This is a genomic window from Fictibacillus solisalsi (genome assembly GCF_900103485.1).
Classification (GTDB): domain Bacteria; phylum Bacillota; class Bacilli; order Bacillales; family Fictibacillaceae; genus Fictibacillus_C; species Fictibacillus_C solisalsi.
Genome location: NZ_FNHW01000001.1, coordinates 2,763,951 through 2,787,395 on the forward strand (window position 1 = coordinate 2,763,951; position 23,445 = coordinate 2,787,395).

Annotated in this window: 22 protein-coding genes; 3 read left to right on the forward strand and 19 right to left on the reverse strand. The window is 45.0% G+C overall.

Annotated elements, in window-relative coordinates:
* Positions 1 to 139 precede the first annotated feature (139 nt).
* Together cccB and BLT53_RS14185 are read right to left on the reverse strand one after the other, a co-directional pair.
* Complete coding sequence (gene cccB, locus BLT53_RS14180; RefSeq protein WP_090235713.1) at positions 140 to 463, reverse strand: cytochrome c551; 324 nt, start codon at positions 461 to 463, stop codon at positions 140 to 142.
* 18 nt (positions 464 to 481) lie between these two features.
* A complete protein-coding gene (locus BLT53_RS14185) occupies positions 482 to 1,360 on the reverse strand; it encodes a LysR family transcriptional regulator (RefSeq protein ID WP_090235714.1) in 879 nt (292 codons plus the stop codon).
* 111 nt (positions 1,361 to 1,471) lie between these two features.
* Here BLT53_RS14185 and BLT53_RS14190 point away from each other — a divergent pair, with 111 nt between their 5' ends.
* Positions 1,472 to 2,581 (forward strand): citrate synthase/methylcitrate synthase, encoded by a 1,110-nt coding sequence (locus tag BLT53_RS14190; RefSeq protein WP_090235716.1) that lies wholly within the window; start codon positions 1,472 to 1,474, stop codon positions 2,579 to 2,581.
* Positions 2,582 to 2,623: 42 nt separating this feature from the next.
* Here the strand turns inward: BLT53_RS14190 and BLT53_RS14195 are convergent, their stop codons facing one another.
* The 10 genes from BLT53_RS14195 to BLT53_RS14240 all read right to left on the reverse strand — a co-directional run bounded on the left by BLT53_RS14195 (position 2,624) and on the right by BLT53_RS14240 (position 13,325).
* Positions 2,624 to 3,181 (reverse strand): bifunctional transcriptional activator/DNA repair enzyme AdaA, encoded by a 558-nt coding sequence (locus BLT53_RS14195; protein WP_090235718.1) that lies wholly within the window; start codon positions 3,179 to 3,181, stop codon positions 2,624 to 2,626.
* A gap of 22 nt (positions 3,182 to 3,203) precedes the next feature.
* Positions 3,204 to 4,190: a methylated-DNA--[protein]-cysteine S-methyltransferase gene (locus BLT53_RS14200; protein WP_090235720.1), complete on the reverse strand. Its 987-nt coding sequence runs from the start codon at positions 4,188 to 4,190 to the stop codon at positions 3,204 to 3,206.
* A 131-nt stretch (positions 4,191 to 4,321) separates the two neighbouring features.
* Positions 4,322 to 4,951 (reverse strand): YcnI family copper-binding membrane protein, encoded by a 630-nt coding sequence (locus BLT53_RS14205; protein ID WP_090235722.1) that lies wholly within the window; start codon positions 4,949 to 4,951, stop codon positions 4,322 to 4,324.
* Positions 4,952 to 4,973: 22 nt separating this feature from the next.
* Positions 4,974 to 6,554 (reverse strand): copper resistance CopC/CopD family protein, encoded by a 1,581-nt coding sequence (locus BLT53_RS14210; RefSeq protein ID WP_170834353.1) that lies wholly within the window; start codon positions 6,552 to 6,554, stop codon positions 4,974 to 4,976.
* Between the two features lie 121 nt (positions 6,555 to 6,675).
* Complete coding sequence (locus BLT53_RS14215) at positions 6,676 to 7,713, reverse strand: hypothetical protein (RefSeq protein WP_090235725.1); 1,038 nt, start codon at positions 7,711 to 7,713, stop codon at positions 6,676 to 6,678.
* A 70-nt stretch (positions 7,714 to 7,783) separates the two neighbouring features.
* Positions 7,784 to 9,088 (reverse strand): murein hydrolase activator EnvC family protein, encoded by a 1,305-nt coding sequence (locus BLT53_RS14220; protein ID WP_090235726.1) that lies wholly within the window; start codon positions 9,086 to 9,088, stop codon positions 7,784 to 7,786.
* A 434-nt stretch (positions 9,089 to 9,522) separates the two neighbouring features.
* The gene (gene cyoD, locus BLT53_RS14225) at positions 9,523 to 9,828 is read right to left on the reverse strand and encodes a cytochrome o ubiquinol oxidase subunit IV (protein ID WP_090235728.1); all 306 of its coding nucleotides are present in this window, start codon (positions 9,826 to 9,828) and stop codon (positions 9,523 to 9,525) included.
* Positions 9,829 to 10,428: a cytochrome o ubiquinol oxidase subunit III gene (cyoC, locus tag BLT53_RS14230; RefSeq protein WP_090235730.1), complete on the reverse strand. Its 600-nt coding sequence runs from the start codon at positions 10,426 to 10,428 to the stop codon at positions 9,829 to 9,831.
* Positions 10,428 to 12,386, reverse strand: a complete 1,959-nt coding sequence (qoxB, locus tag BLT53_RS14235) for a cytochrome aa3 quinol oxidase subunit I (protein WP_090235731.1) — start codon at positions 12,384 to 12,386, stop codon at positions 10,428 to 10,430. The genes cyoC and qoxB overlap by 1 nt, the downstream gene beginning before the upstream one ends.
* A gap of 21 nt (positions 12,387 to 12,407) precedes the next feature.
* On the reverse strand, positions 12,408 to 13,325 hold the full coding sequence (locus BLT53_RS14240; RefSeq protein ID WP_090235733.1) for a cytochrome c oxidase subunit II: 918 nt from the start codon (positions 13,323 to 13,325) through the stop codon (positions 12,408 to 12,410).
* A 263-nt stretch (positions 13,326 to 13,588) separates the two neighbouring features.
* Here BLT53_RS14240 and BLT53_RS14245 point away from each other — a divergent pair, with 263 nt between their 5' ends.
* Positions 13,589 to 14,188, forward strand: a complete 600-nt coding sequence (locus BLT53_RS14245; RefSeq protein WP_090235735.1) for a cupin domain-containing protein — start codon at positions 13,589 to 13,591, stop codon at positions 14,186 to 14,188.
* 328 nt (positions 14,189 to 14,516) lie between these two features.
* Here BLT53_RS14245 and BLT53_RS14250 read toward each other — a convergent pair whose 3' ends face one another.
* The 6 genes from BLT53_RS14250 to BLT53_RS14275 form a co-directional block, all read right to left on the reverse strand.
* Positions 14,517 to 15,713, reverse strand: a complete 1,197-nt coding sequence (locus BLT53_RS14250; protein ID WP_090235737.1) for a PDZ domain-containing protein — start codon at positions 15,711 to 15,713, stop codon at positions 14,517 to 14,519.
* A gap of 202 nt (positions 15,714 to 15,915) precedes the next feature.
* Entirely contained in the window at positions 15,916 to 17,376 is a 1,461-nt protein-coding gene (locus tag BLT53_RS14255) for a S41 family peptidase (RefSeq protein WP_090235739.1), read from the reverse strand.
* Positions 17,377 to 17,529: 153 nt separating this feature from the next.
* Positions 17,530 to 18,735, reverse strand: coding sequence for a murein hydrolase activator EnvC family protein (locus tag BLT53_RS14260; protein ID WP_090235741.1), 1,206 nt, complete (start codon positions 18,733 to 18,735; stop codon positions 17,530 to 17,532).
* A gap of 35 nt (positions 18,736 to 18,770) precedes the next feature.
* Positions 18,771 to 19,664 carry a permease-like cell division protein FtsX gene (gene ftsX, locus BLT53_RS14265; protein WP_090235742.1) on the reverse strand — a complete coding sequence of 298 codons (894 nt, stop codon included), beginning with the start codon at positions 19,662 to 19,664 and terminating at the stop codon, positions 18,771 to 18,773.
* Entirely contained in the window at positions 19,654 to 20,340 is a 687-nt protein-coding gene (gene ftsE / locus BLT53_RS14270; RefSeq protein ID WP_170834354.1) for a cell division ATP-binding protein FtsE, read from the reverse strand. The genes ftsX and ftsE overlap by 11 nt, the downstream gene beginning before the upstream one ends.
* Before the next feature lie 474 nt (positions 20,341 to 20,814).
* Positions 20,815 to 21,687: a YitT family protein gene (locus tag BLT53_RS14275; RefSeq protein WP_244520416.1), complete on the reverse strand. Its 873-nt coding sequence runs from the start codon at positions 21,685 to 21,687 to the stop codon at positions 20,815 to 20,817.
* A 230-nt stretch (positions 21,688 to 21,917) separates the two neighbouring features.
* Between BLT53_RS14275 and BLT53_RS14280 the strand changes: the two genes are divergently transcribed.
* Positions 21,918 to 22,172 (forward strand): hypothetical protein, encoded by a 255-nt coding sequence (locus tag BLT53_RS14280; protein ID WP_090235744.1) that lies wholly within the window; start codon positions 21,918 to 21,920, stop codon positions 22,170 to 22,172.
* 105 nt (positions 22,173 to 22,277) lie between these two features.
* Here BLT53_RS14280 and prfB read toward each other — a convergent pair.
* Positions 22,278 to 23,379, reverse strand: a protein-coding gene (gene prfB, locus BLT53_RS14285) for a peptide chain release factor 2 (protein WP_139168408.1) whose coding sequence is annotated in 2 segments (ribosomal slippage) — positions 22,278 to 23,306 and positions 23,308 to 23,379 — 1,101 coding nt in all. Because the reading frame shifts where the segments join, the coding sequence is not laid out codon by codon here.
* Positions 23,380 to 23,445 lie beyond the last annotated feature (66 nt).

Below are 23,445 nucleotides of genomic sequence, written 5' to 3' on the forward strand. Positions count from 1 at the left end.
CCTGGCGGTTTTTTGCTTGTTGTATCTCTCTGTGGAAAACCGCCCTGGCGTTTTTTGCTTGTTGTGGCTCTCTGTGGAAAACCGCCCTGGCGTTTCTTTGCTTGTTGTGGCTCTCTGTGGAAAACCGCCCAGCGGCTTTCTATTTATGCTCCTTTTTCAGCCACTCGGCTACAAGCCTCGCATCTCCACCGGTTAATATCCCGGCAGGCATTCCATTTCTTCCTTTCAGAATGACGCTCATGATCTCTTTTTCGGAATATTTACTTCCGATTTTCTCAAGGGACGGACCGGTTCCGCCTTCCAAATTGTTGCCATGGCACGAGGCACAATTTTGCTTATAGACGCTCTCAGCAGCCTCCATATTTTGTCCTTCATGGTACTTCTTCTTTTCATCAGCATTGTTAGACGAGCATGCGGCAAGTAAAAGCATCGCCAAACTGCACATCGCGAGTTTCTTTTTCATATTGGTTTTCTCTCCTTTTTATATTCTGTGGCCGGCTACAAAGGTAAGGAATTCCCTTTGTTTTCGGTGGTCGTACTTTCTGAGCGCATAGGTGTTAGCTTCGGGAAGCGGAATTGAAGGGCAATCCACTTCCAGCATCCGTCCCTCCAGCAATTCCCTCCTGACCGTCGAAGCAGGCAAAAAGGAAACACCAAGCCCTTCCACAATAAATCTTTTTGTAATATGCACCTGTGATACTCTCATCATTCTCACTCCCGGATATCGGGTCTTTATACTTTTGGTTAACGTACCCCAATAGCCCGGATGATTGTGTGTCAGCAGGTACTGAGATTCCAAAATCTCCTTTTCATCCAGTGGCGGTGCGGATTCCAAATCCCTTCCATCATGGGCACAAATAAACATCACCCTGTCTTTATAGAGAAGATCACAGATCAGATCGGGATTGGCAGTGGGCAGGCAAGACAAACCGATGTCCACCTCTTCATTCAGTACGGCTTGTTCAATTTGCTCAGACTCTATAATTTTAACCTCTATTTCCGTTTCCGGATGCTGATTTAAGTAACGTTTTAGCACAAATGGCAAAATCGTATCGGCAATAAGCGGTGAAATGGCCAAAATCAACTTACTGCTGTAACCCTGGCTGAAGGACGCCATATCTTCCAGACCGTTTTCATAAAGAGCAATCAATTTCTTCGCATGATCCAAGTATCGTTTTCCCTCTTCCGTCAGTTTAATTTTCTTTCCCTCCCGATGAAAGAGTAACACCCCGATGTCTTTTTCAAGCTGCTTAATATGGACAGTAACCGAAGGCTGCGATATGTAAAGCTGCTCTGCCGTTTTTCTAAAATTCCCCTTTTCCGCTGCCGTTATGAACGTATAAAGCCAGTTAAACTCCATAAATTTCTCCTTATTATATTTCTTAATTAATCTATTTAAAAAGATTTAATTTTCCTAATTATATATCCATCATACAATAGGATCAAAGAATTAAAGGAGGAGAGATTTTCAATGAATGCAGCCAAGGGACTAAAAGGGGTTGTCGCGGTGGAGACTTCCATCAGTTCGGTAGACGGAAAGAATGGCATTCTCTTATACAGAGGAATCGAGATCAGTGAAGTAATGAAAATAGCTTCCTTTGAAAAAGCGGCCTATTTTTTATGGTACGGAAAATGGCCCGATGACCATGAATTAAGGAAGTTAAAAAATGAACTGAGCAAACATCGCGTACTTTCTCCAGAAATGAAAAAAATCATTGACGGACTTCCCGAAAACATGGACATGATGAGTGTGATCCGGACAGCGGTCTCTTCTGAAGGCACAGTGGACTACAACTGGAAGCCTACCACCGGACAAGCGGTTCGATTGACAGCTCAGGTGCCTTCCATCATTGCTTACCGTAAACGCACATTGGAAGGGAATGCTCCGGTATCTCCTATTCCCGACTTGAGTCATGTTGAAAATTACCTTTACATGCTCTATGGTTCACTTCCTATAAAAGCACATGCAGATGCGCTAGAAGCCTATATGATACTGACACTGGAGCACGGAATGAACGCTTCCACTTTTGCTGCGCGGGTGACGGCTTCCACCGAATCTGATCTGGTATCAGCAGCCACATCCGCCATTGGGACCATGAAAGGCCCACTTCACGGCGGAGCACCATCGGGCGTGATTGATCTTCTTAATGAAATCTCGGAAGTAAACGATATTGAAAAGGTGCTTAGACACAAATTAACAAGGGGAGAAAAATTGATGGGATTCGGCCATCGCGTATACAAAACGCATGATCCGCGGGCCATCGCCCTAAAAGAACGATTGCTGCAAACCGCGGGGGAAGATCCATGGCTTGACCTGGCTTTGGAAACCGAGCGCATGGCGGTTCAACTGCTGAATGAATTTAAACCTGGACGTTCATTGTATACCAATGTGGAGTTTTATGCTGCCGCCATCATGAAAGCCATCCAGATGGAACCTGCACTGTTCACCCCCACTTTTACCGCAAGCCGGATGGTCGGATGGAGTGCCCATGTGCTGGAGCAGGCCGAAGACAACACAATCTTCCGTCCGGAGTCTGTATATGTAGGACCTGACCGCCGTGTAGAAGAAAAAATGAACTGAATAAAAACGAAAAAACACTTTCGCTCCCATTGAAAGTGTTTTTTATGTGCCCTCTTTTATGTTCCTGAACTCACTTGGAGAACAGTTCTTGGCAGTTCGAAAGACTTTATAGAAGTTTGACGTGCTCTGAAAACCTGCCTCATAGCAGATCTCAAGATTAGTAAGACAGGTATGCGTAAGCAAGTGCACCGCTTTATCAAGCCTGACCTTTTCCAAATAAGTCCGGGGAGTTTCTCCTGTCATTTCCTTAAACTGCCGCTCCAGATAAAACGGGCTGACACCTGCATGTTGGGCAACGCTCTGTAAAGTGAGAGGTTCTTTAAAATGCTCGACAAGAAAGCCTTTCACCCTGGTGATGAGCTCAGCCTGTGGAGAAAGCCCGGCATCCGGCTGGCACCTTTTACACGCCCGAAACCCGGCTTTTAGTGCTTCAACCCTAGTAGCATAGAATTCGACATTCACCTTTTTCGGTTTCCTTGACCGGCAAGAAGGACGGCAATAAATTTTTGTTGTTTTAACAGCCGTATAAAATAACCCATCATAGGAACTGTCGCACGCCATTATTTTTTCCCACATTTCATTAAATGAAAGACTGGCCATCCCTTTTGCCTCCTTTTCCCTCTTATTGTAATCCTTTGCTTTCTTCAAGCTCAAGAAGAAACTGTTTCCTGTCTAATCCACCTGCATATCCCCTTAGGTCTCCGTTGTCCCCAATGACCCGATGGCACGGGATCAGGATACAAATTCGGTTCTTTCCATTCGCATTTGCAACGGCACGGACGGCTGTCGGACGTCCTAGATGCTCTGCCTGCCCTTTATAGCTGCGTGTGGTCCCGTATGGAATCTCTTTCAACGCATCCCAGACTTTCAGCTGAAAATCGGTTCCGATACTCGCAATGGGAACCGTAAAAGTTTGGCGATCGCCAGCGAAATACTCCTCCATCTCCTTCCCCAATTGTCTGCTTACTGCACCTGCTCTTTTTTTAAGATTGGCATTAAGCTTCTTCTTCAGAAAAAGAAGTTCGGTTTCAAGCGCACGCCGGTCCATGAATTCCAGCAAACAGCACTCTCCTTCATAAAAACAGGCGATAAGCACCCCGATCGGCGTCCAGTATCTTTGATAAGTAATGATATTGGAATGTTCAGGATCCTGATTGTTCTCACTTTTTAACAGATGGTTCACACGTTTAACATACATGTACTTCTGCAGGTCACCGTCATGCTTCTGTTCAAACCACCTTCTCGCCGCACGATACGAGGTATCTCCGGGAGACACCTGCTTTAAATATTTTTCGGGATGATCAGCCTTTTGGATCAGCTCGGCGAACGTTTCGACATCATCTTGTTCCGTACCGTGAGTCAGTGGCCGGCAAACCTTGCATTCCCGAAAACCAAAAGCAATGAGGTCAAACAGCCTTCTAGAGAAAACTGTGTTTTCCTTTTGAGGCGGAGTGGCACTGCACCCGAAACGGCAGGCAATCCCGGTCGTTGTTACCCCGATATAATATCCCGCCCTCTCCTCCTTTTTCAACATCTTTTCATACAATGCATCATGCTTTGGATCCCCGGGTTCAATAAAATCATACCGGTCCTGAAGTTTCATATCCATTTTGCTATTCACCTCTTCCTTTATTCTGCCCTTATTCTAACAGTCCCCAACCCCGTAAATCGTCCTCATTCTTGCGCTTATGGTCGGAGTGATATTAAAAAAAGATCCGCCGGATATGCGGATCCTTTCTATCATTTACGTTTTCTGGCAGATAGAACAAGTGAGATCAGGCTAAGCAGAACAGCTGCACCTGAAAGATAGAGCGGTAGTGTGGCTGAGCTTGCGTTTTCATCACCTGTTGCCATCTCTTTATGTTCAGCAGCGGTTCCGTTCATACCGCCATGCTCGTCTCCGTTTCCTTTCATCACTTCAGTAACTGAAGCAGGTGTATCCGAACTTTCTGGCCCCTCCCATGCGACAGTGCTTCCATCCTTATACGTTTGGTAGGCCTTCCACACCATTTTATTTGCCTTTTCCCCTACCTTCCCCTGCATATTAAACTCAGTAAATTCTGTTGAAGAAAGCCCTTTTCCTTCGGCCGTCCAGGTGACGCTTTTGATCAGGTCCGTAGAGTCTTTTTCAACCGTATATTTCCATCCTGGCATGGGTTGGAACCGCGAAATCTCTACATTCTTAGGAATTTCGACCTTGATTTTAACGGTTGGTATATCTTTTTCATTCGGTACCCGCACAGAAAACTTTTCATACGTCCCTTGAGTGGTTTGCTGTGGAAAGACCACCACATGGGCACTTGCCGGGCCTGCAAACATAAAAAGAGCAGCAGCACAGGCACCTAACATGGAAATCCATTTTTTCTTCATTATAAATACATCCTTTCAACTGCTAAAGCTGCAGTTTATAAATCTTAATGGTTTTGGTGATTAAAATTTCATCTACATCTTCATTAACAACAGCAATGGTCATTTTCCATTCACCCGGAAATGGGGGATAAGCTCCGGTTTTATAAAATATCTTTTGATGTCCATCAGATCCCTTTTCCGGTTTCAGGGGAACGATGATCTCTGGGACTTTCGGTCGGTCTATAGACTGAAAACGCAGTTCAGCCTTTTCAATAGATGGCTCCCCTTTTGAACTCGTGGCCTTTATGTGAAAATCATTGATCCCCGGCTGAAGGACATGCGATTTCGTTTCAAAATGAATGCCGCCTTTGCTTTCATTCCAATTCAGTGGCTTGTTTTGCGGGGTCGGGTTAAGCTGTGTAAACAAAGCAACAATCACCAGGATCATCCCCATTAAGGTCAGATCCACTTTCAGAAGAGCATGAACCGCATTTCTGTCCTTTTTTCTATAAAATCGGAGGAGTGCACCGGCAATAAGAACAAGAAGCACAATAACCACTTTAATGGTTAAAAAAATGCCCCACATCGTGTCCCAGAGATAAGATATTTTGGGCAGCAAGAAAACGGTGTACACCACACCGCTGAAGATCAGCACAATCAAGCTGATTAAAGCCACTACCGAAAATCGTTTAAAAAAGAAAGTACTATGATCCTGATCTCTTTTCCAACTGAAAAACAAATAGCTCAACCCTCCCGCCCATAGAGCAGCAGCCAATAGGTGAAGGGTATCCAGCCCCATGGTGACCGGGGCCATTTGTTGCCCTGCCGCATGCCCATTTAAGCTTTTGGCCAGAAGCAGCAGGATGACCCAGATTAAATCAAACCATGTCCGTCTATACGTTAAAAACAGCCCTGCTGCAGATAATGCAAATGAAAGGAGCCAAGACCATCCGATTGCCGTATGGAACAGGAGGTCAGGAAAATTTGTCCAATTTTGTCCATTTAGCAATATACTGGCCTGGATGCAAATGAATCCTGTCAGTAGAAAAAGATGAACCCTCTGAATGAGTCGCCCGTGTTTTATGTACACTTCTTTTTGTTCTTTTTCCGAATATGGAATGAAAGATTTCCAGATCACCCAGCCGGAAGCCAGCAGCAAAACGACGTAATACAGGGTTCTTATAGCCAGGTAAGCCAGGTTATATTCGCTGCCCGGATGTCCAGATTCACCTGCTGGGTCATCGGACGGAGCCTTATTACCTTGCGAAGGCTGCCCCACAGTGAATAAATAAGCGCCAGATACGGGATGACCGTCGGAAGAAATCACCGAGTATTGGACAGTAAAGACCCCTTTTTTTCCTTGTGGCAGGTCTAGCGTCAACTTACGTTGGTTCTGACTCATCTTTGTCGGTTTTTTCGTGATCGGGTTTCCTTGGTCATTCAGAACTTTTAATGAATATAATTCCTTCTCAAGCCGTTCATTAAATGTCAGTTCGACTTTGGATGGCAATTGGCTGATTGTGCTCTCCGGAGCAGGATTGGAATTGACCAGAAAGGCATGTGCCTCCGTTTTGTATGGCAGGATGAGCAACCATGCTGATAAAAGAAAAATAAGGACTCGCAAAAGCGTCACTCCGAATCTAGTAATAATAAAGCCCTTCTCAGTATAGACAAATTTCAATGATTTAAATATCGCTCTAACGAGTGATTTACATTATAAAAGGCATGCCTCAAAACAGGCATGCCTACTTATCTATAATTTCAGGATTTGCGTGAATGATCTTCTCAGCTGCATCCCAAACATCGGGTAAAAAATCGAGGATCTGCTGGGACTTCTTGATGATATCGGGAAGAGAGGCTACTCCAAGCTCATTCAGTAACTCGTGAAAGGAAGGGAAAAATGAGGAATGCAAATCGGCATCCGCTGCCAAAATGGTATGGCACCGGGTAAATGTTGCTGCAATCCAGAAGACAGCTTCCCTGTGTAAGCCTTTTTTGATGAGTTCCCTGCTGCCTTCCATTACAATCGGCCGGCTGTCTTTTGAAATATCTGTACTGAAAAGGCAGGGTGTCCTTGATACATTAACGGCCGCATCAAACGTCTTTTCAAGATGGTTTAAATGATATTCCACTCGTTTGGGTGTGAAATGACTGTAGCCTAACAGTGTGAGTAACTCCTCATAAAATCCTTCTAAATGATAATTTTCAAGTACTTCTTTCGCTTTGGCAAAACGAAGCCGAATGGTCGGATTGCGGAGCGCAGCAACCAAGAGAATGTGGGTCGTTACCCCTGAAGGAAAGAGAAAGCTCATCACCTGTTCGTGCAGCGGCACGTTGTTATGGATAGAAGCCAAACCCGTTTCCACCCGTTTTCTCGCATCCTCACATCGTGTGAGCACCCATTTTTTTTGAGCAAACTTTTTAGAAATGTCGTGCTGTAAGTTTTTCAGAACGTTGGAGGAATCATAAATGATCGTATCAAACCGAAAGCTCCCTGCGAGGTGATACGAAGAAAGAACCCTTTCTGACGAGGAAAACTGACTCTCCGAAAGGTAGGTTACGTCAAGCAGTGTTCCTCTATATAGAAATTTCCCTAGTTTCATAGGCGGATCCTGAAGTGATGTCAACACCATTATATCCACATCCGAACCCACGGGCAGTTCTTCGTCATCACACATTTGAATGGTAGAACCGCTAAAATAAGCACCGAGCACCCATTCGCTCGACTTCGCAAAATTTATGGCCCACTCTGCACCATTTTTCTTTGCCTCACCAACCTTCATCCTGCTCACCTCTTTTACTAGATTACAAAAGGGAAGCTGGAGTTGTCTCCTGCTTCCCTCATATTGTGGATTAATGCAAATATGGAATTGGATTAACCGCGTTGGATTTCGCGTAATTCCATTGTCCTTTATGGAGTTCAAAATGAAGATGCTGACCAGTAGAGTGCCCAGTATTACCCATTGTTCCAAGTCGCTGGCCTTGTTTTATAGATTGTCCTGTGCTGACCATACGCTCGCTCATATGTGCATAAACGGTAGTGTAAAGCTGTCCATCAATGTAAGATGACACAAATACACAATTTCCGTAAGAAGATGACAGGTAAGAACGTGCTACCGTACCATCAGCTGCTGCTACGATCGGATTCCCTGATCCTGCTTCTGCAATATCAATACCCGGGTGGAAGTCACTTCCTCCAAAACGTGTCCCGAATGGAGAGGAAACATAACCTTTGGTCGGCCAGATAAAGTTTGCTGATACACTTGGTGTGCTTGTTTTCGGAGCAGGCGCCGGTGCTGGTGCCTGACGATTTTCTTTTTCAGCCGCACGTTTTTCTGCTGCCTGTTTTTGCGCGGCCTTTTCTGCTGCCGCTTTGCGTGCTGCTTCTTCACGCTTTCGCTGTTCCGCTTCGCGCTTGGCTCTTGCGATTTCTTCTTTAATCGCTTTTTCCTGTGCTGCAAGAATCTCATTTTTCTCTTCGATGCTTGTCACATCTTCATGAAGATGAGTCTCTTTTTTCTTCAAGGAAGCAGACAATCTATCTTTTGCCTCTTTTTGCACTTTTAGCTTGTCATTTAGTCCATTAAGATCCTGGAGCTTCGCATTGAGTGATTCCAGCTTTTGTTCCACATCTTTTTTATTTTCTTCCACTTGGGCTTTATCCCGCTTTTGTTCTTCGAGGAGAGCCTTATCTGATTCAGCAATCATGTTCAGGGAGATCAATCGATCGAGAAAATCACCAAAGTTTTGTGAACCAAGAACTACTTCCAGGTATTTTACAGCGCCTCCGCTTTCATACATGGAACGTACACGCTCTTTCAAAAGCGCGTCCCGCTCTTCTATTCGCTTTTGAATCTTGGCAATCTCATCTTTCAGTCTGTCAATCTCTTTTTTTGTATTATCGATTTCTGTTTTTTTCGTCTGGATATCTTTCTTTGTTTGCTCGAGATTAGACTCGATCTTTTCAAGTTCACGGACTACCTGATCCTGTTGTCCTTGAACTTCCTTGATTTCTGCATTCTTTTTCTGTTTTTTCGCGTCATTTTCGGCTTGTTTCTTATGTATATCACTTAAGGATTGCGCATGTGCTGAAGTGTATGTAAAAACGCTAAAGCAGATGCTAAGTGATAAAAAAGCCTTTAAAACTCTTTGCTTCAATTACATTTCCTCCTTAACCTTACTCCTACAACCCACGTTAATTCCCATCCGTAATTATATCATTAACAAATTGAACTTTTAGGACAGTTATATTACATCTATATTTCAATATGTTACAAAGTTCGCGGTTATGGGACAAAAATTGTAAGTTATCGGATGGTATTTACAGTTGTTTTGGTTAAGGAGGGTAATTAAAAGTAGTGTGAAAGTTCAGTCATGATCAATTATCATGATTTACGCCCAAACTATTTTTCTTTTATTGACATCAAATGGTTTTTTTACCGCCTGTCTACACTACTCAAGCGATGCACACATCCTCTCTTTACAAGATTATTATCTACTATTTCAAACGAAGATCACAGTTCCGACAATTTCCTCCAACTGAATTCCTTTCAACCTCCGGATCCACCAAGGGACGGGCTAGGTCTATCACCTTAGTGAACTTGAGAGTTGAAGGTCATGATCCAGATGGAGCCGGCGACAATGGTGAACACCATGACCGCGCCGAGCACGAGTGCCATGACATGATACCTTGGCTTCTCACCGTCCCTGATGTGCATGAAAAAGAAGAATTGGATGATCAATTGAAGCACGGCGATCAACAATATTGTAACGGTCAGCACCGTTTTGCTCATTACATGCTGAATGACTAGCCAAAGCGGAATGGCCGTTAAGATCAGAGAAAACAAGAATCCGAGAATATACGTTTTAGCTGATCCATGATTTTCAGAAACTCCCATTTACATCACCCCCAGCAAATAGACGACGGTAAAGATGAAGATCCAGACAACATCGAGAAAGTGCCAATACAGCCCGACGATGGTGACTTTTTCTTTTGTCAGCGAGTCAATGCCGAACCGTGCGATCTGCACCATCACACCAATCATCCAAATCAATCCAAATGAAACGTGAAGGCCGTGCGTGCCAACCAGTGTGAAAAAGGAAGATAGAAATGCATTCGTTGAGATTCTTGCCCCTTCGGACGCCATCTTGGCAAACTCTGTGATCTCAAGCCCTACAAATGACAATCCAAGCAAAACAGTGACCGTAAGCCAGCCCAGGAGCTGCTTTTTACTTCCTTTATGCATGGCAAGTGAAGCAAGCCCGCTCGTAAAGCTGCTCGCGAGCAAAATAAGAGTTTCAGCAGTGAAGCCTTTCACCTCGAACAGCTCGCGGCCGGTTAAATCGCCGTCCGTATGTGTTCGCAACACAGCGTATACGGCAAATAGACAAGCGAAAATAATACAGTCGGTGACGAGAAATATCCAAAATCCAAGCAGTTTAAATGTATCATGCTGGTGCTCCTGAGGAGCATCCATTGAGATAGCTGATTGTGCCATCACACAACCCTCCCTATAGAAGCCTCTGTCCGTTTGATTTCATCTACAGGAATGTAATAATCCGTGTTTCGCTGGAAGGAACGAGCCAGCAAGCAAATCCCTATACCGGCAAGCCCGGCAATTCCCAGCCAAATCCACTCAAACGTAAGTCCGAATCCGGCCACAAACCAGCACGCCGACATCAGAAACGGAATCCCTGAGTTTTTTGGCATATGAATTGGTGCATACTCTTTGATCTCGTCCTGACCCGCTGCTCCGTATCTGTGCTTTTTCATGTCCCACCAGGAATCGTCACTTCTCACTGCAGGAAGATGAGCAAAGTTATAATGCGGCGCAGGCGATGGGATCGACCATTCCAGTGTCCGGCCGTTCCATGGATCGCCTGTAAGATCCCGCTCACCATGCTTGATGCTGTAGAGAATCTGCCACACCTGAAAGATGAATCCGATTCCCATCAAAAATGCACCAGCCGTTGAAACCAAGTTATACGGTGCCCAGCCCATATCCCAGCCGTACGTATATACACGGCGGGTCATGCCCATAAATCCGAGAGCATATTGAGGCATAAAACACACATAAAAACCGATATTCCATGTCCAGAATGCCCATTTTCCAATGCGGTCGTTCAGTTTGAAACCGAACATTTTCGGCCACCAATAATAGAGTCCGGCCAAATATCCGAAAACGACACCGCCAATTAGTGTCTGGTGGAAGTGAGCGATCAGGAAGTAGCTATTGTGGTATTGGTAATCTGCAGGCGCTGCTGCGAGCATCACACCGGTTGCTCCGCCGACGAGAAAACACGGAATAAATGCGAGCGTCCAGAGCATAGGCTGTGTCATCGTGATTCGTCCCCGGAACATGGTGAACAGCCAGTTGAATATCTTAACCCCTGTCGGAATACCGATTGCCATTGTTGTGATCGCAAAGAACGTATTCACATCGGCTCCCGCCCCCATTGTAAAAAAATGGTGGACCCAGGTGAAATAGCCGAGTACAGAGATGATTATCATCGAGAAGACCATTGATTTGTAGCCAAAGATTTTCTTTTTGGAGAACGTGCTCACGATCTCAGAATAAATGCCGAACGCCGGAAGGACAACGATATAAACTTCGGGGTGTCCCCACATCCAGATCAGGTTTACATACATCATCGGGTTTCCGCCGCTGGCCGCCGTAAAGATATGAGCACCGAAAAAGCGGTCAACAAACAACAAAGCGAGTGTTACTGTCAATACCGGGAACGCAAAGATGATCGTGATGCAGCTGGAAAGAACCGACCAGGTAAACAGGGGCATCTGCATCAGTTTCATTCCAGGTGCTCTCATTTTTAAGATCGTGACGAGAAAATTGATGCCGGTCGCCAGGCTGCCGATCCCGGAAATTTGAATTCCCCAGATATAAAAGTTCTGTCCCGGACCGGGGCTGCCGGCCAATTCGGAAAGCGGCGGATAACTGAGCCAGCCTGCGTCAGGAGAGCCGCCAATCACAAAGGACAAGTTAAAGAGCAAGGCTCCAAAAAAGAACAGCCAGAAGCTCATCGCATTCAGGAACGGATATGCCACGTCCCTGGCTCCGATTTGCAGCGGAATAACTATGTTAAAAAGTGCAAACATGAATGGCATCGCCATGAAAAGAATCATGATCGTTCCGTGTGTCGTGAAGATTTCATTGTAGTGCTGCGACTGCAGAAAATGAGTGTTCGGCATCGCAAGCTGCATTCTCATCAGGAGGGCATCCACCCCTCCCCTGAACAGCATAAGCAAGGACGACACCAGGTACATAATTCCGATTTTTTTATGATCGACGGTTGTGAGCCATTCGCTCCACAGCCAGCCCCATTTTTTGAAATACGTTAGAAAAACAAGAATGCCAAGCAGCGTGATGATTATGGATACATCTGCGCCATAGATAAGCGGGTCACCCGTTACAAAAAATCCTTTCGCTTTTTCTCCCACTTGTTTTTCCCCCTTTCGTTTTTATTCGTTGTCGTGGTCCATCATCGACATATCGTGTCCGCCGTGTTTCATTTCAGGCTTCATGTATTTGCCACCGTTGCGGTCGATCGTATCAAGGAATAACCTCTCGGGATATGAAGAGTAGGTTTGCTTCTCTGACAGGCCTTTTTGGGCAAGCTGCTGATATTTTGCCTCAGTCAGTGCAGGGGCGGTCTTTTTTACCTGTTTGGCCCATTGATTAAATTCAGCCTGTGGCTTGGCTACCACCTTAAACTTCATATGTGCAAAGCCTTTTCCGGTAAAGTTGGCACCGGAGCCGTAATAGGTTCCCGGTTGATCCGCCTGCAGCCACAGCCTCATCGCCATGCCCGGCATGGTGTATTCCTGGCCGCCAAGTTCAGGAACCCAGAATGAGTTCATCATCTGATCCGACGTTAGATGAAACTGGACCGGAACACCGGCTGGGATCTCGGCATAGTTGACGGTCGCAATTTTTTGGTCAGGGTATTGAAACAGCCATTTCCAATCAAGAGAAGTTACCTGGATGGTGATCGGCTTCACATCCTCCACTGGTGGCTTTACAAGGGAATAGGTTGTTTTTGCTGTGTATACACCCAAAATACCAATAATAATAATCGGGACTCCCCACCAGACAATTTCTAAAATTTTGCTGTCGCTCCACTCCGGTGTGTAAGGAGCCTTATTGCCGGGTTTGTCACGGTACCGGTAAACGATAAAGATAAGCAACGCCAACACAGGAATGACCACAACGGCACACAGCACCGCGGATAAAATAATTAAATGAAGTTCCTTTTCCGCCACTGGGCCAGATGGATTAAAGATCAGATAACGCCGGTCACAACCGGATAAAAGCACCAGCAGACCTGCCGCCAGAACGGAAACCATCCTAAGACGGCCAGACGACAATCGCTTGCTCATTTGAACCTCTCCTTTCGTGCATTTACGTTTTCTCTTATGTGAAATAAGTACTATCTCATGCTATAACGATAGGGCTTATCTCATATGTGATAAATGTCACTGTTCCAGTCTGTTTTTCTTTGTTGTGTGCAGATTGTCACAAAGTGGACAAACGAAAATAAAAAGTTTGTCCATAATGCAGGCAGGCCGATTAAAGATTCACGTTATATGGGCATTCGCATAGCCTAATGTAATCATGTCATGAGGGAAAGAAGGAATGGAATATGGCTCAAAATTTGAATTATACATCCCCTTCCGTGCAATTCAGCGCGACCATCAATACGAACGTCGTGACGAAAGACCGGCAAAATTACATTAATGTGCTGGGAATCAACGAGCTGAACACGCTGGACAATGTATCCCTGCTGGATATTTTTTTGAGCAGCAATAATGTGGTGGAACCGCATTATCACCAAAATGCGGCTGAATTGGTGTACTGCATTTCGGGTGCTGCTGTCGTTTCCATTTTCAACCCGTTCACCAAACAATTTATGCATTTTTCCATCGCTCCCGGGCAAGTGGCCAACGTTCCTCAAGGCTGGTGGCATTATGAAGTAGCCACCACGGATCAAACCCATCTGCTGGCCATTTTTAACTCGCCAACACCTGATGTCATTTTGGGGTCAGATCTGCTCAAGTTTACCCCTGCCAATATTATGGCCCACACCTATTGCATGAACGAAAATCAGTGGCAGAAAACGATAAATCCCGTGCAGCCCACCATGTTCATCGGCCCTCCAAAAGATTGCGGCAATCGTCCGGACCCACAAAACGCTATCCGATATTATCAACAACCGTATTACCAGCCGCCATACGGTTCATAACCAAAAAGGCATACCCGCGAATGGGTATGCCTCTATCTTTATCACTTTCCTGTTTTGGCGATCTCAGCAATCCGGTTGCCCATTTCATCACGTACTCGCTGGAAGATCTATTTAGCCCAACCTTCTGCCATCTGGCTTATGCACGAGGTTCCTGTACATAAAAAGCATTGTCCAGCATTTGGTTGGTGACCACTTCATATCCTCTCCCCGCTGTTTATTCAATCAAGCCATTGTGTAAGTATATTCTTATATATGCACCTACCATTTTCACAAAAAAAGATGGCCAGCTTACGCCGGCCATCTTCCTAGCTTTTCAGGGTCATCTGAATTATGAAACTTCCACACTCTTTTTCTCGGTTACTTCGTGAACGAACAGCAAGCCCAATTCATGGTGTTCGTTTTCATAAAGTGAACGCTGGGCAAAGCGGATTTCCCCTTGGTGGTCAAGAATCTCGAGTTTACAGAACGCGGCATTGATCTGCAATGCTTGATAAAACTCACGCTCATTGTTCAGGGAAACACCATTTGCCTTCATGATTACTTCTCCAACCTGAATTCCCATCTTAGCTGCAGGGGTTCCCGGTACAACACCGAGAACCACAAGCCCATTGTTTCGGCGGGTAAAGAAGGGTTTCCCGTGATCATCCTTCTGGCTGTTTATTACGGTGATCAGTTCCCGGCCAAGCATTCCTCCAATAAGGGCAATAACAGCAAGCAAAGGTAAATCAGTAAACACACCGACAAGGGTGATAACCACAATCAGTGCGCCAAGCGCCAACACCTGCTTTCCTGTAGCTTTAATCGCTTCCTGTGGCAGCGAATGGGCATTCAACTGACGAAAGCCGACAGCAAACGGAACCAGCAGGATGGAGTAGCCAACAGCCTGCATTCCGAACATTGGCCAGTCTCCCTGCGCCGGAATAGCGCCCATCGGGATCAGCAGAAATTGCGGGACCAGCCAAAACCGTGTAGCTTCATGGGCACCGATATACTGCCCCCTTTTTCCTTTCAGCAGCCGGGGGGATGTTCGACTGGAGCCTTTCCAGATAATCAATATTCCTTCCTGTATGACCAGCATGGCCATGAGGATGCCAAGTGAATCAAGCGGTGTGCTTTGTACATCCCGGACCCATTTGTCAATAAAATCAGTACCTGTCTCAAATCCCGGAAGAAAAAGGGCAATAATGGAAGCCAGTCCGATCGCATAAGCAGGGTTAAGAAACCTGGTTTTCAGGGTCAAACCGAGCAGCAAATACATTAATCCGATCAAGGCAACCATTCCCATCGGAATTGCCACACCTGTCCCAAGCAGGACAGCCGAGAACAGGATACCGATCAACAGACCAGGAAAAAAGGATTGAATCAAGTTATCCATCACCGGATGGACCCTTACTTTAAATTCTTTCCTTTCCCGTTTAACCCGCTTAAAACCGATCACAAAGGCTACAATCACAAATACGTATGAAAGCGGATGTAAAAAAAGACCCGCTACTCCATCAAGCAGTTCTTTCAAGTAAATATCCATGCAACAAATCTCTCCTTAAAGCATCTTCTCATTCATTATTATTCGTGGATTCCGGCCTCCGCCTGGAATGTTATTTTCAAAAAGTTTATCACATTAACTTTTTAAGTATAACCTGAAAAGATGTCGGGGTGTTAGAAAATGTGTGGATTTTGTAAATTCATTTATTAAAAAACCCGCAGCCTCAAGCCTGCGGGTTTTTTCTTTATTTCTTTTTGTTTGCGGCAATTTCCAATGCCGTTTGAAGCTGGAGATCGTTTTTCTTGTTGCGGATTTGAGTAATGATTTTGCTTTCGATCTCACCAGCTGTCTTTTGATCAATTTTTCCCGATGGAGTCAGTTTGTTTGCTTTCTGGAAAGCTGTAACGGCGGTTTCTGTTTTTTCATCAAAATATCCATCCGAACGGCCAGGATCAAAGCCTAAACCTTTCAGCATTTTTTGTGCGGTTTTGACTTGTTCGCTGTTCATGTCATATGCAAGCGGTTTTTCGATGCTGAGCGGACTGGAATAGAAGTAAGCCGGCTGTTTCACCGCATAGTTCGGTTTAATTCCTTTTTTATGAATCCAGTTACCATCCGGAGTCAGCCATTTGGCGAGGGTCAGCTTGACATTGCTGCCGTCCCCAAGATCAATGGTCTGCTGGACGGTTCCTTTACCGAACGTTTTTTCACCAACAAGCGGATATCCGCCCGCTTCTTTCAACGCTCCTGCCATGATTTCAGAAGCGGATGCACTTCCCCCGTCAACGAGTCCGACGATCGGATAGTCTTTCTTTTCTTTCAGTTCGGAAACATAGCGCTGCTTATTTCCTTTTCGGTCTTCGATCTGAACAAACGGCTTGCCTTCAGGAATAATTTCCTTCAGCATGCTGTCCACTGCGTCCAGGTACCCGCCCGGGTTCCCACGGACATCGATGACCAGGCCTTGAATATCCTGGCCTTCCAGATCACTCAATTTTTTCTTAAAGTCCGACCCGGTGTCTTCCGAGAAGGAAGTAATGTTCAGCACGCCGACCTTCTTCCCGGCGACTTTCTGGACATTCGAATAGACCGTTTCGATCGGAATGGTATCTCGTTTCACATCAATTTTCAGGGTGTCATTCACACCTTTTCGTTTGATGCCAAGTGTTACGGTTGACCCTTTTTTTCCACGTATTTTGAGGACTGCCTTGTACAGGTCGAGACCCTCCAAACTTTTTCCGTCCACTGAAACAATTTGGTCATTCGGCTTTACTCCTGAACGTTCGGCAGGAGAATCCTTAAATGGAGCGATGACAGTCACTTTGCCATCGACCATGCTGACTTCCGTTCCAATTCCTTCAAAAGACGAATCAAGCGATTGGGTGAACTGGCTCGCCGTATCTTCATCCATATAGACCGAGTAAGGATCTTTCAAGGTTTTTACCATTCCATCAATGGCACCTTCCAGCAATTTATCCGAGCTCACCTTTTGGTAATACCTAGAGGATATCAACTGATAGGTTTTCTGAAGCTTGGCAAATTCCTCATCTTGGCTGACTGGTGCTTTCGTGCTCTTCAGTTCATTGACCGTTCCTGCATTGCCGATGGACTGGTCATTCTGTGACCACTTCATCCAGCCATACATGCCCCCCGCTCCAATTACAAGCGATAATACCATAAGAAGTGCAACAACTTTTCTTTTCAATTTCGCTCACCTCATTTGTTTGCAGAAAAAGGCATCACACCTTGCGGATGCGATGCCACTTTCAAAGTAAGAGATGGACCTGATGTATGTCCGCGTGACTCCTACTTTATATTATGAACAGCTTGTATTTTTATGTCCATATTTTTCTTCTGTTTACATATATGGACGAGGGTCAACTGCATTAGACTTGGATGCATTCCAAGGCCCCTTGTGAAGTTCAAAGTGCAGATGCTGACCAAATGAATGTCCCGTGTTCCCCATATAGCCAATCAGCTGTCCGCGTTTTACCGAACCGCCTTGCACGACACGCTCTCTCATATGGGCGTAAACCGTTGTCCAGGTCTGGCCGTTAATGTTATGCGTAACAAAGATTACATTTCCATAAGAGGAAGAGTAATCAGAACGGATCACTGTTCCGTCAGCCGCTGCATAAATCGGAACTTTTCCAGCTTGGGCGATATCCACGCCGGCATGGAACTTGTTCCAGCGGGAACCAATGCCAGAGGTGAATACACCGGCTGCCGGCTTCATGATCATTCCAGAGCCTGTATTGGAAGCATTTTTCCCTGCGCTGCCGCTGGTGCTCTGTTGTTCACTTGCCTGTTTGGCGCGTGCCTTCTCTTCTTTAATGGCCTGTTCCTGGCTGTTTAACAACTCAGCCGCATTTTCGTATTTTTCAACGTCGTCTTCAATCTTGGAATGCTTTTTCTTTAAGGATGCCATCAATCTTGTTTTCTCTTTCTTTTGAGCATCCAGTTGTTTTTTCAAATCTTTTAGTTCTTTCATTTTATCTTCCAAAGCAGCCAGCTTGTCTTCAACTGTCTTTTTCTTATCTTCAAGCAGTTCTTTGTCCTTCTTTTGCTCTTCAAGAAGCTGGCGGTCCTGATCGGCAATCAGATTAAGCGCCACTACCCGGTCAAGGAAATCACCGAAATTCTTGGATCCTAGAACTACCTCAAGATACTGGACTGCTCCGCCGCTTTGATACATGGAGTTGATCCGGTCCTTTAAGAGCTTGTCACGTTTGTCAATTCTTTTTTGAACAATCTCAATTTCCTTTTTTAGCTGCTCCACTTGATCTTTTGTATTATGAATCTCTGTTTCTTTTTTGCTGATCTTGCTTTCTGTATCAGCAGTTGATTGATCGATTCGTGCAATTTCGTTTCGAGTTGCTTCCTGGTTCTTTTCATTCAGTCTGAGCTTTGCGTTTGCTGCGTCTTGTTTCTTCTTATTCGCCTCTTTTTTCTCTTTAATGCTCTTTAGCGTTTCTGCGCTGGCTGTTGTAGATGATTGGTATGCTGTAATACCGCTAAGAGCGAGGCTCAATGATAGTGTTAATCCTGCGATCTTTCTATTCAACTCAAGTCCTCCCCTTTTCTACCCCTGTCAATGGCTTATACTTTTAGGAATTTGCGTACGGAAGTCATGCTTCCCCATACTCCAATCAATCCGCCAATTACAGCCAGCATTACAGAAAGCTGCAGCACCATCGGATAGACCGGCAATAATTTAACAAACACGGTATCAAGCTGGTTGTTCACTTGTCCATGCAGGAACTGGTACCCGAACACCACAACGAGAATCGGGATGATCGCTCCCATCAGACCAAGCACAAATCCTTCAATGAAGAACGGCCAGCGGATGAATCCGTTTGTTGCCCCTACCAGTTTCATAATTTCAATTTCTTTGCGGCGGGAAACAATTGTAAGTTTAATCGTGTTGGAAATGAGGAACATTGCTGTAAAGATTAATCCAACAATCAGCACGAGTCCGACATTTCTGGCTACGCCTGTCACTTTGAACAGCCGCTCAACGGTTCCCTGTCCGTAATCTACTTTCTTGATATGGTCATACTTTTCAATTTCAGAAGCGACAGTTGATGTATCCTGAGGCTTCTTGGTTTTGATGATAAAGGCATCAGGTAATGGATTCTCATTTTTTAAGGAAGAGAAAGCCTTCCCTTCATCTCCAAGACTTTTAATCAATTCCTGAAGTCCGTCTTCCTTGGACTGGAATTTAACTTCATTCACATTTGGAATTTGCTCCATTTTTTGCTGCAAATCGTTATATTCGGTTTGTTTGGTCGTGCGGTCAATATACGCCCGAATTTCCACATCGCCTTCAATCTGGCTGGCAAGATGGTTCAAGTTCAATAGCACCACTAGAAAAACGCCGACAAGCAATAAAGTAACCGTTACCGCACTAACGGAGGCAAATGACATCCAGCCATTTCTTCCGAGACTTTTAAATGCTTCTGCAAAGTGACGTTTTAGGGTTCTAGATTTCATAGCCGTATTCCCCCTTCTGTTCGTCACGCACGATTCTGCCGCCTTCAATGGCAATTACGCGCTTTTTGAAACTGTTCACAATGTCTTTATTATGAGTGGCCATCACTACCGTTGTGCCACGCTCATTGATTTCTTTAAAAATGTCCATGATCTCCCAAGCCGTTTCCGGATCAAGGTTTCCTGTCGGTTCATCCGCAATGATAACCGGAGGACGGTTGACGATGGACCGTGCAATAGATACACGCTGCTGTTCTCCGCCTGATAGTTCATCAGGGAAAGAGCGTGCCTTATTCTTCAAACCTACGAGATCAAGCACTTCCATGACCCTCTGGCGAATGACTTTTGGCGATTCCTCAATGACTTCAAGCGCAAAGGCAACATTCTCATATACGGTCAGCTTCGGCAGCAATTTGAAATCCTGAAAAATGACGCCAATTTTTCTGCGCATTTTCGGAATATGCCGTTCTCTCAACTTCGCTAGATCGGTCCCCTGAATAAGAATGGAACCTTTTGTCGGTTTCTCTTCACGGTACATGCACTTAACGAAAGTGGATTTACCTGCACCGCTTGGCCCGACTACATAAACAAACTCACCTTTATCTATGTAGATATCAATCCCATTTAAGGCCATCACGCCATTGGGATATGTTTTCCATACATCCTTCATTTCTATCAACGTCATTCACTTCCTTATTTCATGAACTCTAATTTCCCCAACCACATTTTTCATTCGACAATCTATTTTAACCAATTCATATAAAACTGGTGTTTTTTCCCGTAATTCCTATTATAACATCGGATTTTGCGATTTTTATTACAATTTGATTTCAAGTTGGTAACTTCCCGATCCAAAACAAGGGACTATTTACCTATCTTTCGGGTCTGACGCCAAAGAAAATCCGACAGCTTTCGCATTTTTTTAGAAAACAGACGGGGATGGCCTGTTTCCTTGCTATGCCGATATTTAACGATCTTGAACAGACTTTTTTCTTAAGCTAACAAACATACCCTTTCGCCCGTACATGTCCTGTCTTGTCGGTAGAAGTGAAAGAAATAAGCCATATCCATAATTTCTCAATATTCCGCAACTTTTTTCACCGAAAAAAAGAAGCGGTTGAAATTAAGACTCAACTGCTTCTTTTTGTTAAACTTATGCTCGTTTGAATCCTTCCCCGAGCACTTCGTTTGCATTAAGCAGGATGACGAATGCGGAAGGATCCACTCCTTTTACATACTGTTTTAATTTTGTCACTTCGTATTGTGCAACAACGCACATCAGCATCGGGCGCTCGTCCTGTGTATACCCGCCAAGCGCATTGATCTTTGTCACACCACGATAAAGGTCAGTCAGGATTCCTTGCCTCAATTCTTCTTCCTGATCGGAAATAATCAAAGCCACCTTGGATACCCCTAGCCCCATCTGAACCACATCAATCGTTTTTGCGGTTAAGAACATGGCGATCAGTGCGTAAAGGGCTTTTTCCAGACCGAAAACAAGGGCAGACGTCAGCACGATGGTTCCATCAATAAAGAGGATGCATGTTCCAAGCGATATTCCTAAATATTTATGAGCAATCTGCGCCAGCAAATCAACACCGCCTGTTGAAGCCTTGCCTCTGAATACAATGCCAAGGCCAGCCCCAACGCCCAATCCGCCAAATAAGGCACCGAGCAAGGGGTCATTGGTTGCGGCTCCCCAGCCATTGAAAAGAAAAACAAATAAGGGCAGTACCACAGTACCGATCAGTGTTTTTGCGCCAAATTGCTTTCCGAGAAAAATAATACCGGCAAAAAACAACGGAATGTTCAATGCCCATTGCACGTAGGAAGGATCCCAGCCGGCCACCCATTTCAGGATGGTGCTGATTCCGCTGACACCGCCGGAGGCAATCTTATTAGGCAATAAAAAAACCGAAAATGCCAAGGCCACAAAAGCGGATCCGATAACTACAAAAATATATTCCAAAGCTAATTCTGCTTTTGGCGGCAAAACTCCTCTGCGCCTTCGCAAAGCTGTCATCATTCGTTCATTTACCTACTTTCCGAAAGTTCTCTAGTTGTAAAACCATAAAACCCGACTCATTATATCACTACTAGTCTGCCCTGTGAATGAGATTCCGATGACGCGGTAAAGGAATAAACGGAAGAGTCATTTCCACTTTTTTACTTTTGTCGAAAGATTCTTAACATTTTTGGACAGGATTCGGTTAAAATTGAACTAAACTCCGAGACAGAAAGGGCGATGTGTAAAAAATGGATGAGAAAAAGATGTATCTTCTCATTTTGCAGCGTATGGAGGAAGCACTGAGCAGACTGGATGTGTATCAAAAAAAGCTGGACACAATGGAACACAATTTTGATCGGTTTGAACAGGATTTAGACCATTATCATTCGGCGGTGCTGCAACGCTTTGAACAGATGGAACATTATATTTCCTACCTTGAACATGAAATTGAGGTTCTGCAGCGCAATATCCCTGTGCCTGAGCAATCCCTGCCTCTTCAATAAACTACATATCCATGCAAAAAAGCAGCCCCTTGAAAAACTCCGGGCTGCTTTTTCATCATTTCATAAAAAAAGCCAGGCCCTGACCAGGACCGGCTTTTACAAAAATTATTTAATCTGTGAACGAAGGTATGCGTCAATAAAGGATTCAATATCTCCATCCATTACCGCTTGAACGTTCCCCATCTCAGTGTTGGTGCGATGGTCTTTTACCATGCTGTACGGGTGAAACACATAAGAGCGGATCTGGCTTCCCCAGCCGATCTCTTTTTGTTCCCCGCGGATTTCTGCCAATTCGGCTTGCTGTTCTTCAATCTTGCGCTGCAGCAATTTGGCCTTCAGCATTTTCATGGCACGATCACGGTTCTTGATCTGTGAACGTTCCGTTTGGCAAGATACGATCGTGTTTGTCGGGATATGCGTAATCCGAACGGCTGAGTCCGTCGTATTTACGTGCTGCCCGCCTGCTCCGCTCGCGCGGTACGTATCCACTTTCAAATCTTCTGTGCGAACTTCAATTTCTGCATCATCATTAAGTTCAGGAACCACATCGCAAGAAACGAAGGATGTATGTCGGCGTCCTGATGAGTCAAACGGGGAGATTCGCACCAAACGGTGAACCCCTTTTTCCGCTTTCAAATAGCCATAGGCATTGTGGCCTTTGATGCCAAGAGTAACACTTTTAACACCTGCTTCATCTCCCGGAAGATAATCCAGCGTTTCTACCTTAAATCCTTTTCGTTCCGCATAGCGGGTATACATGCGAAGAAGCATGGAAGCCCAGTCCTGTGACTCCGTTCCGCCGGCACCCGGATGAAGCTCAAGAATCGCATTGTTTTTGTCATGCGGCTGGTTTAAAAGCAGGGAGAGCTCAAACGTATTCAGCGCATCAACCAAATCTTTCAGATCACGTTCCAGTTCTTTCTGCATGTCTGCATCAAACTCTTCCTTCAGCATATCATGCGCGACTTCCATGTCTTCATAACGGCCGTTCAGATCTTCAAACTGGTTGACTTGATCCTTTAATCCGTTGGCTTCACTGATCACGGTTTGTGCAGCGTTTTGGTCATCCCAAAATTCCGGTGCGCTCATTTTTTCGTCAAGCTCGGCTATTTTTGCCTTCTTTTGATCGAGGTCAAAGAGACCCCCTGAAGTCCGCTAATCGCTTAGCCATAATATTGAGCTCTTGCTTAATTTCTACTAATTCCATCTCTGCCACCTCGTATTTTTGGTTCATAATCGTGAGTATATGCTTAGCTGTTGTAAATAGACACAG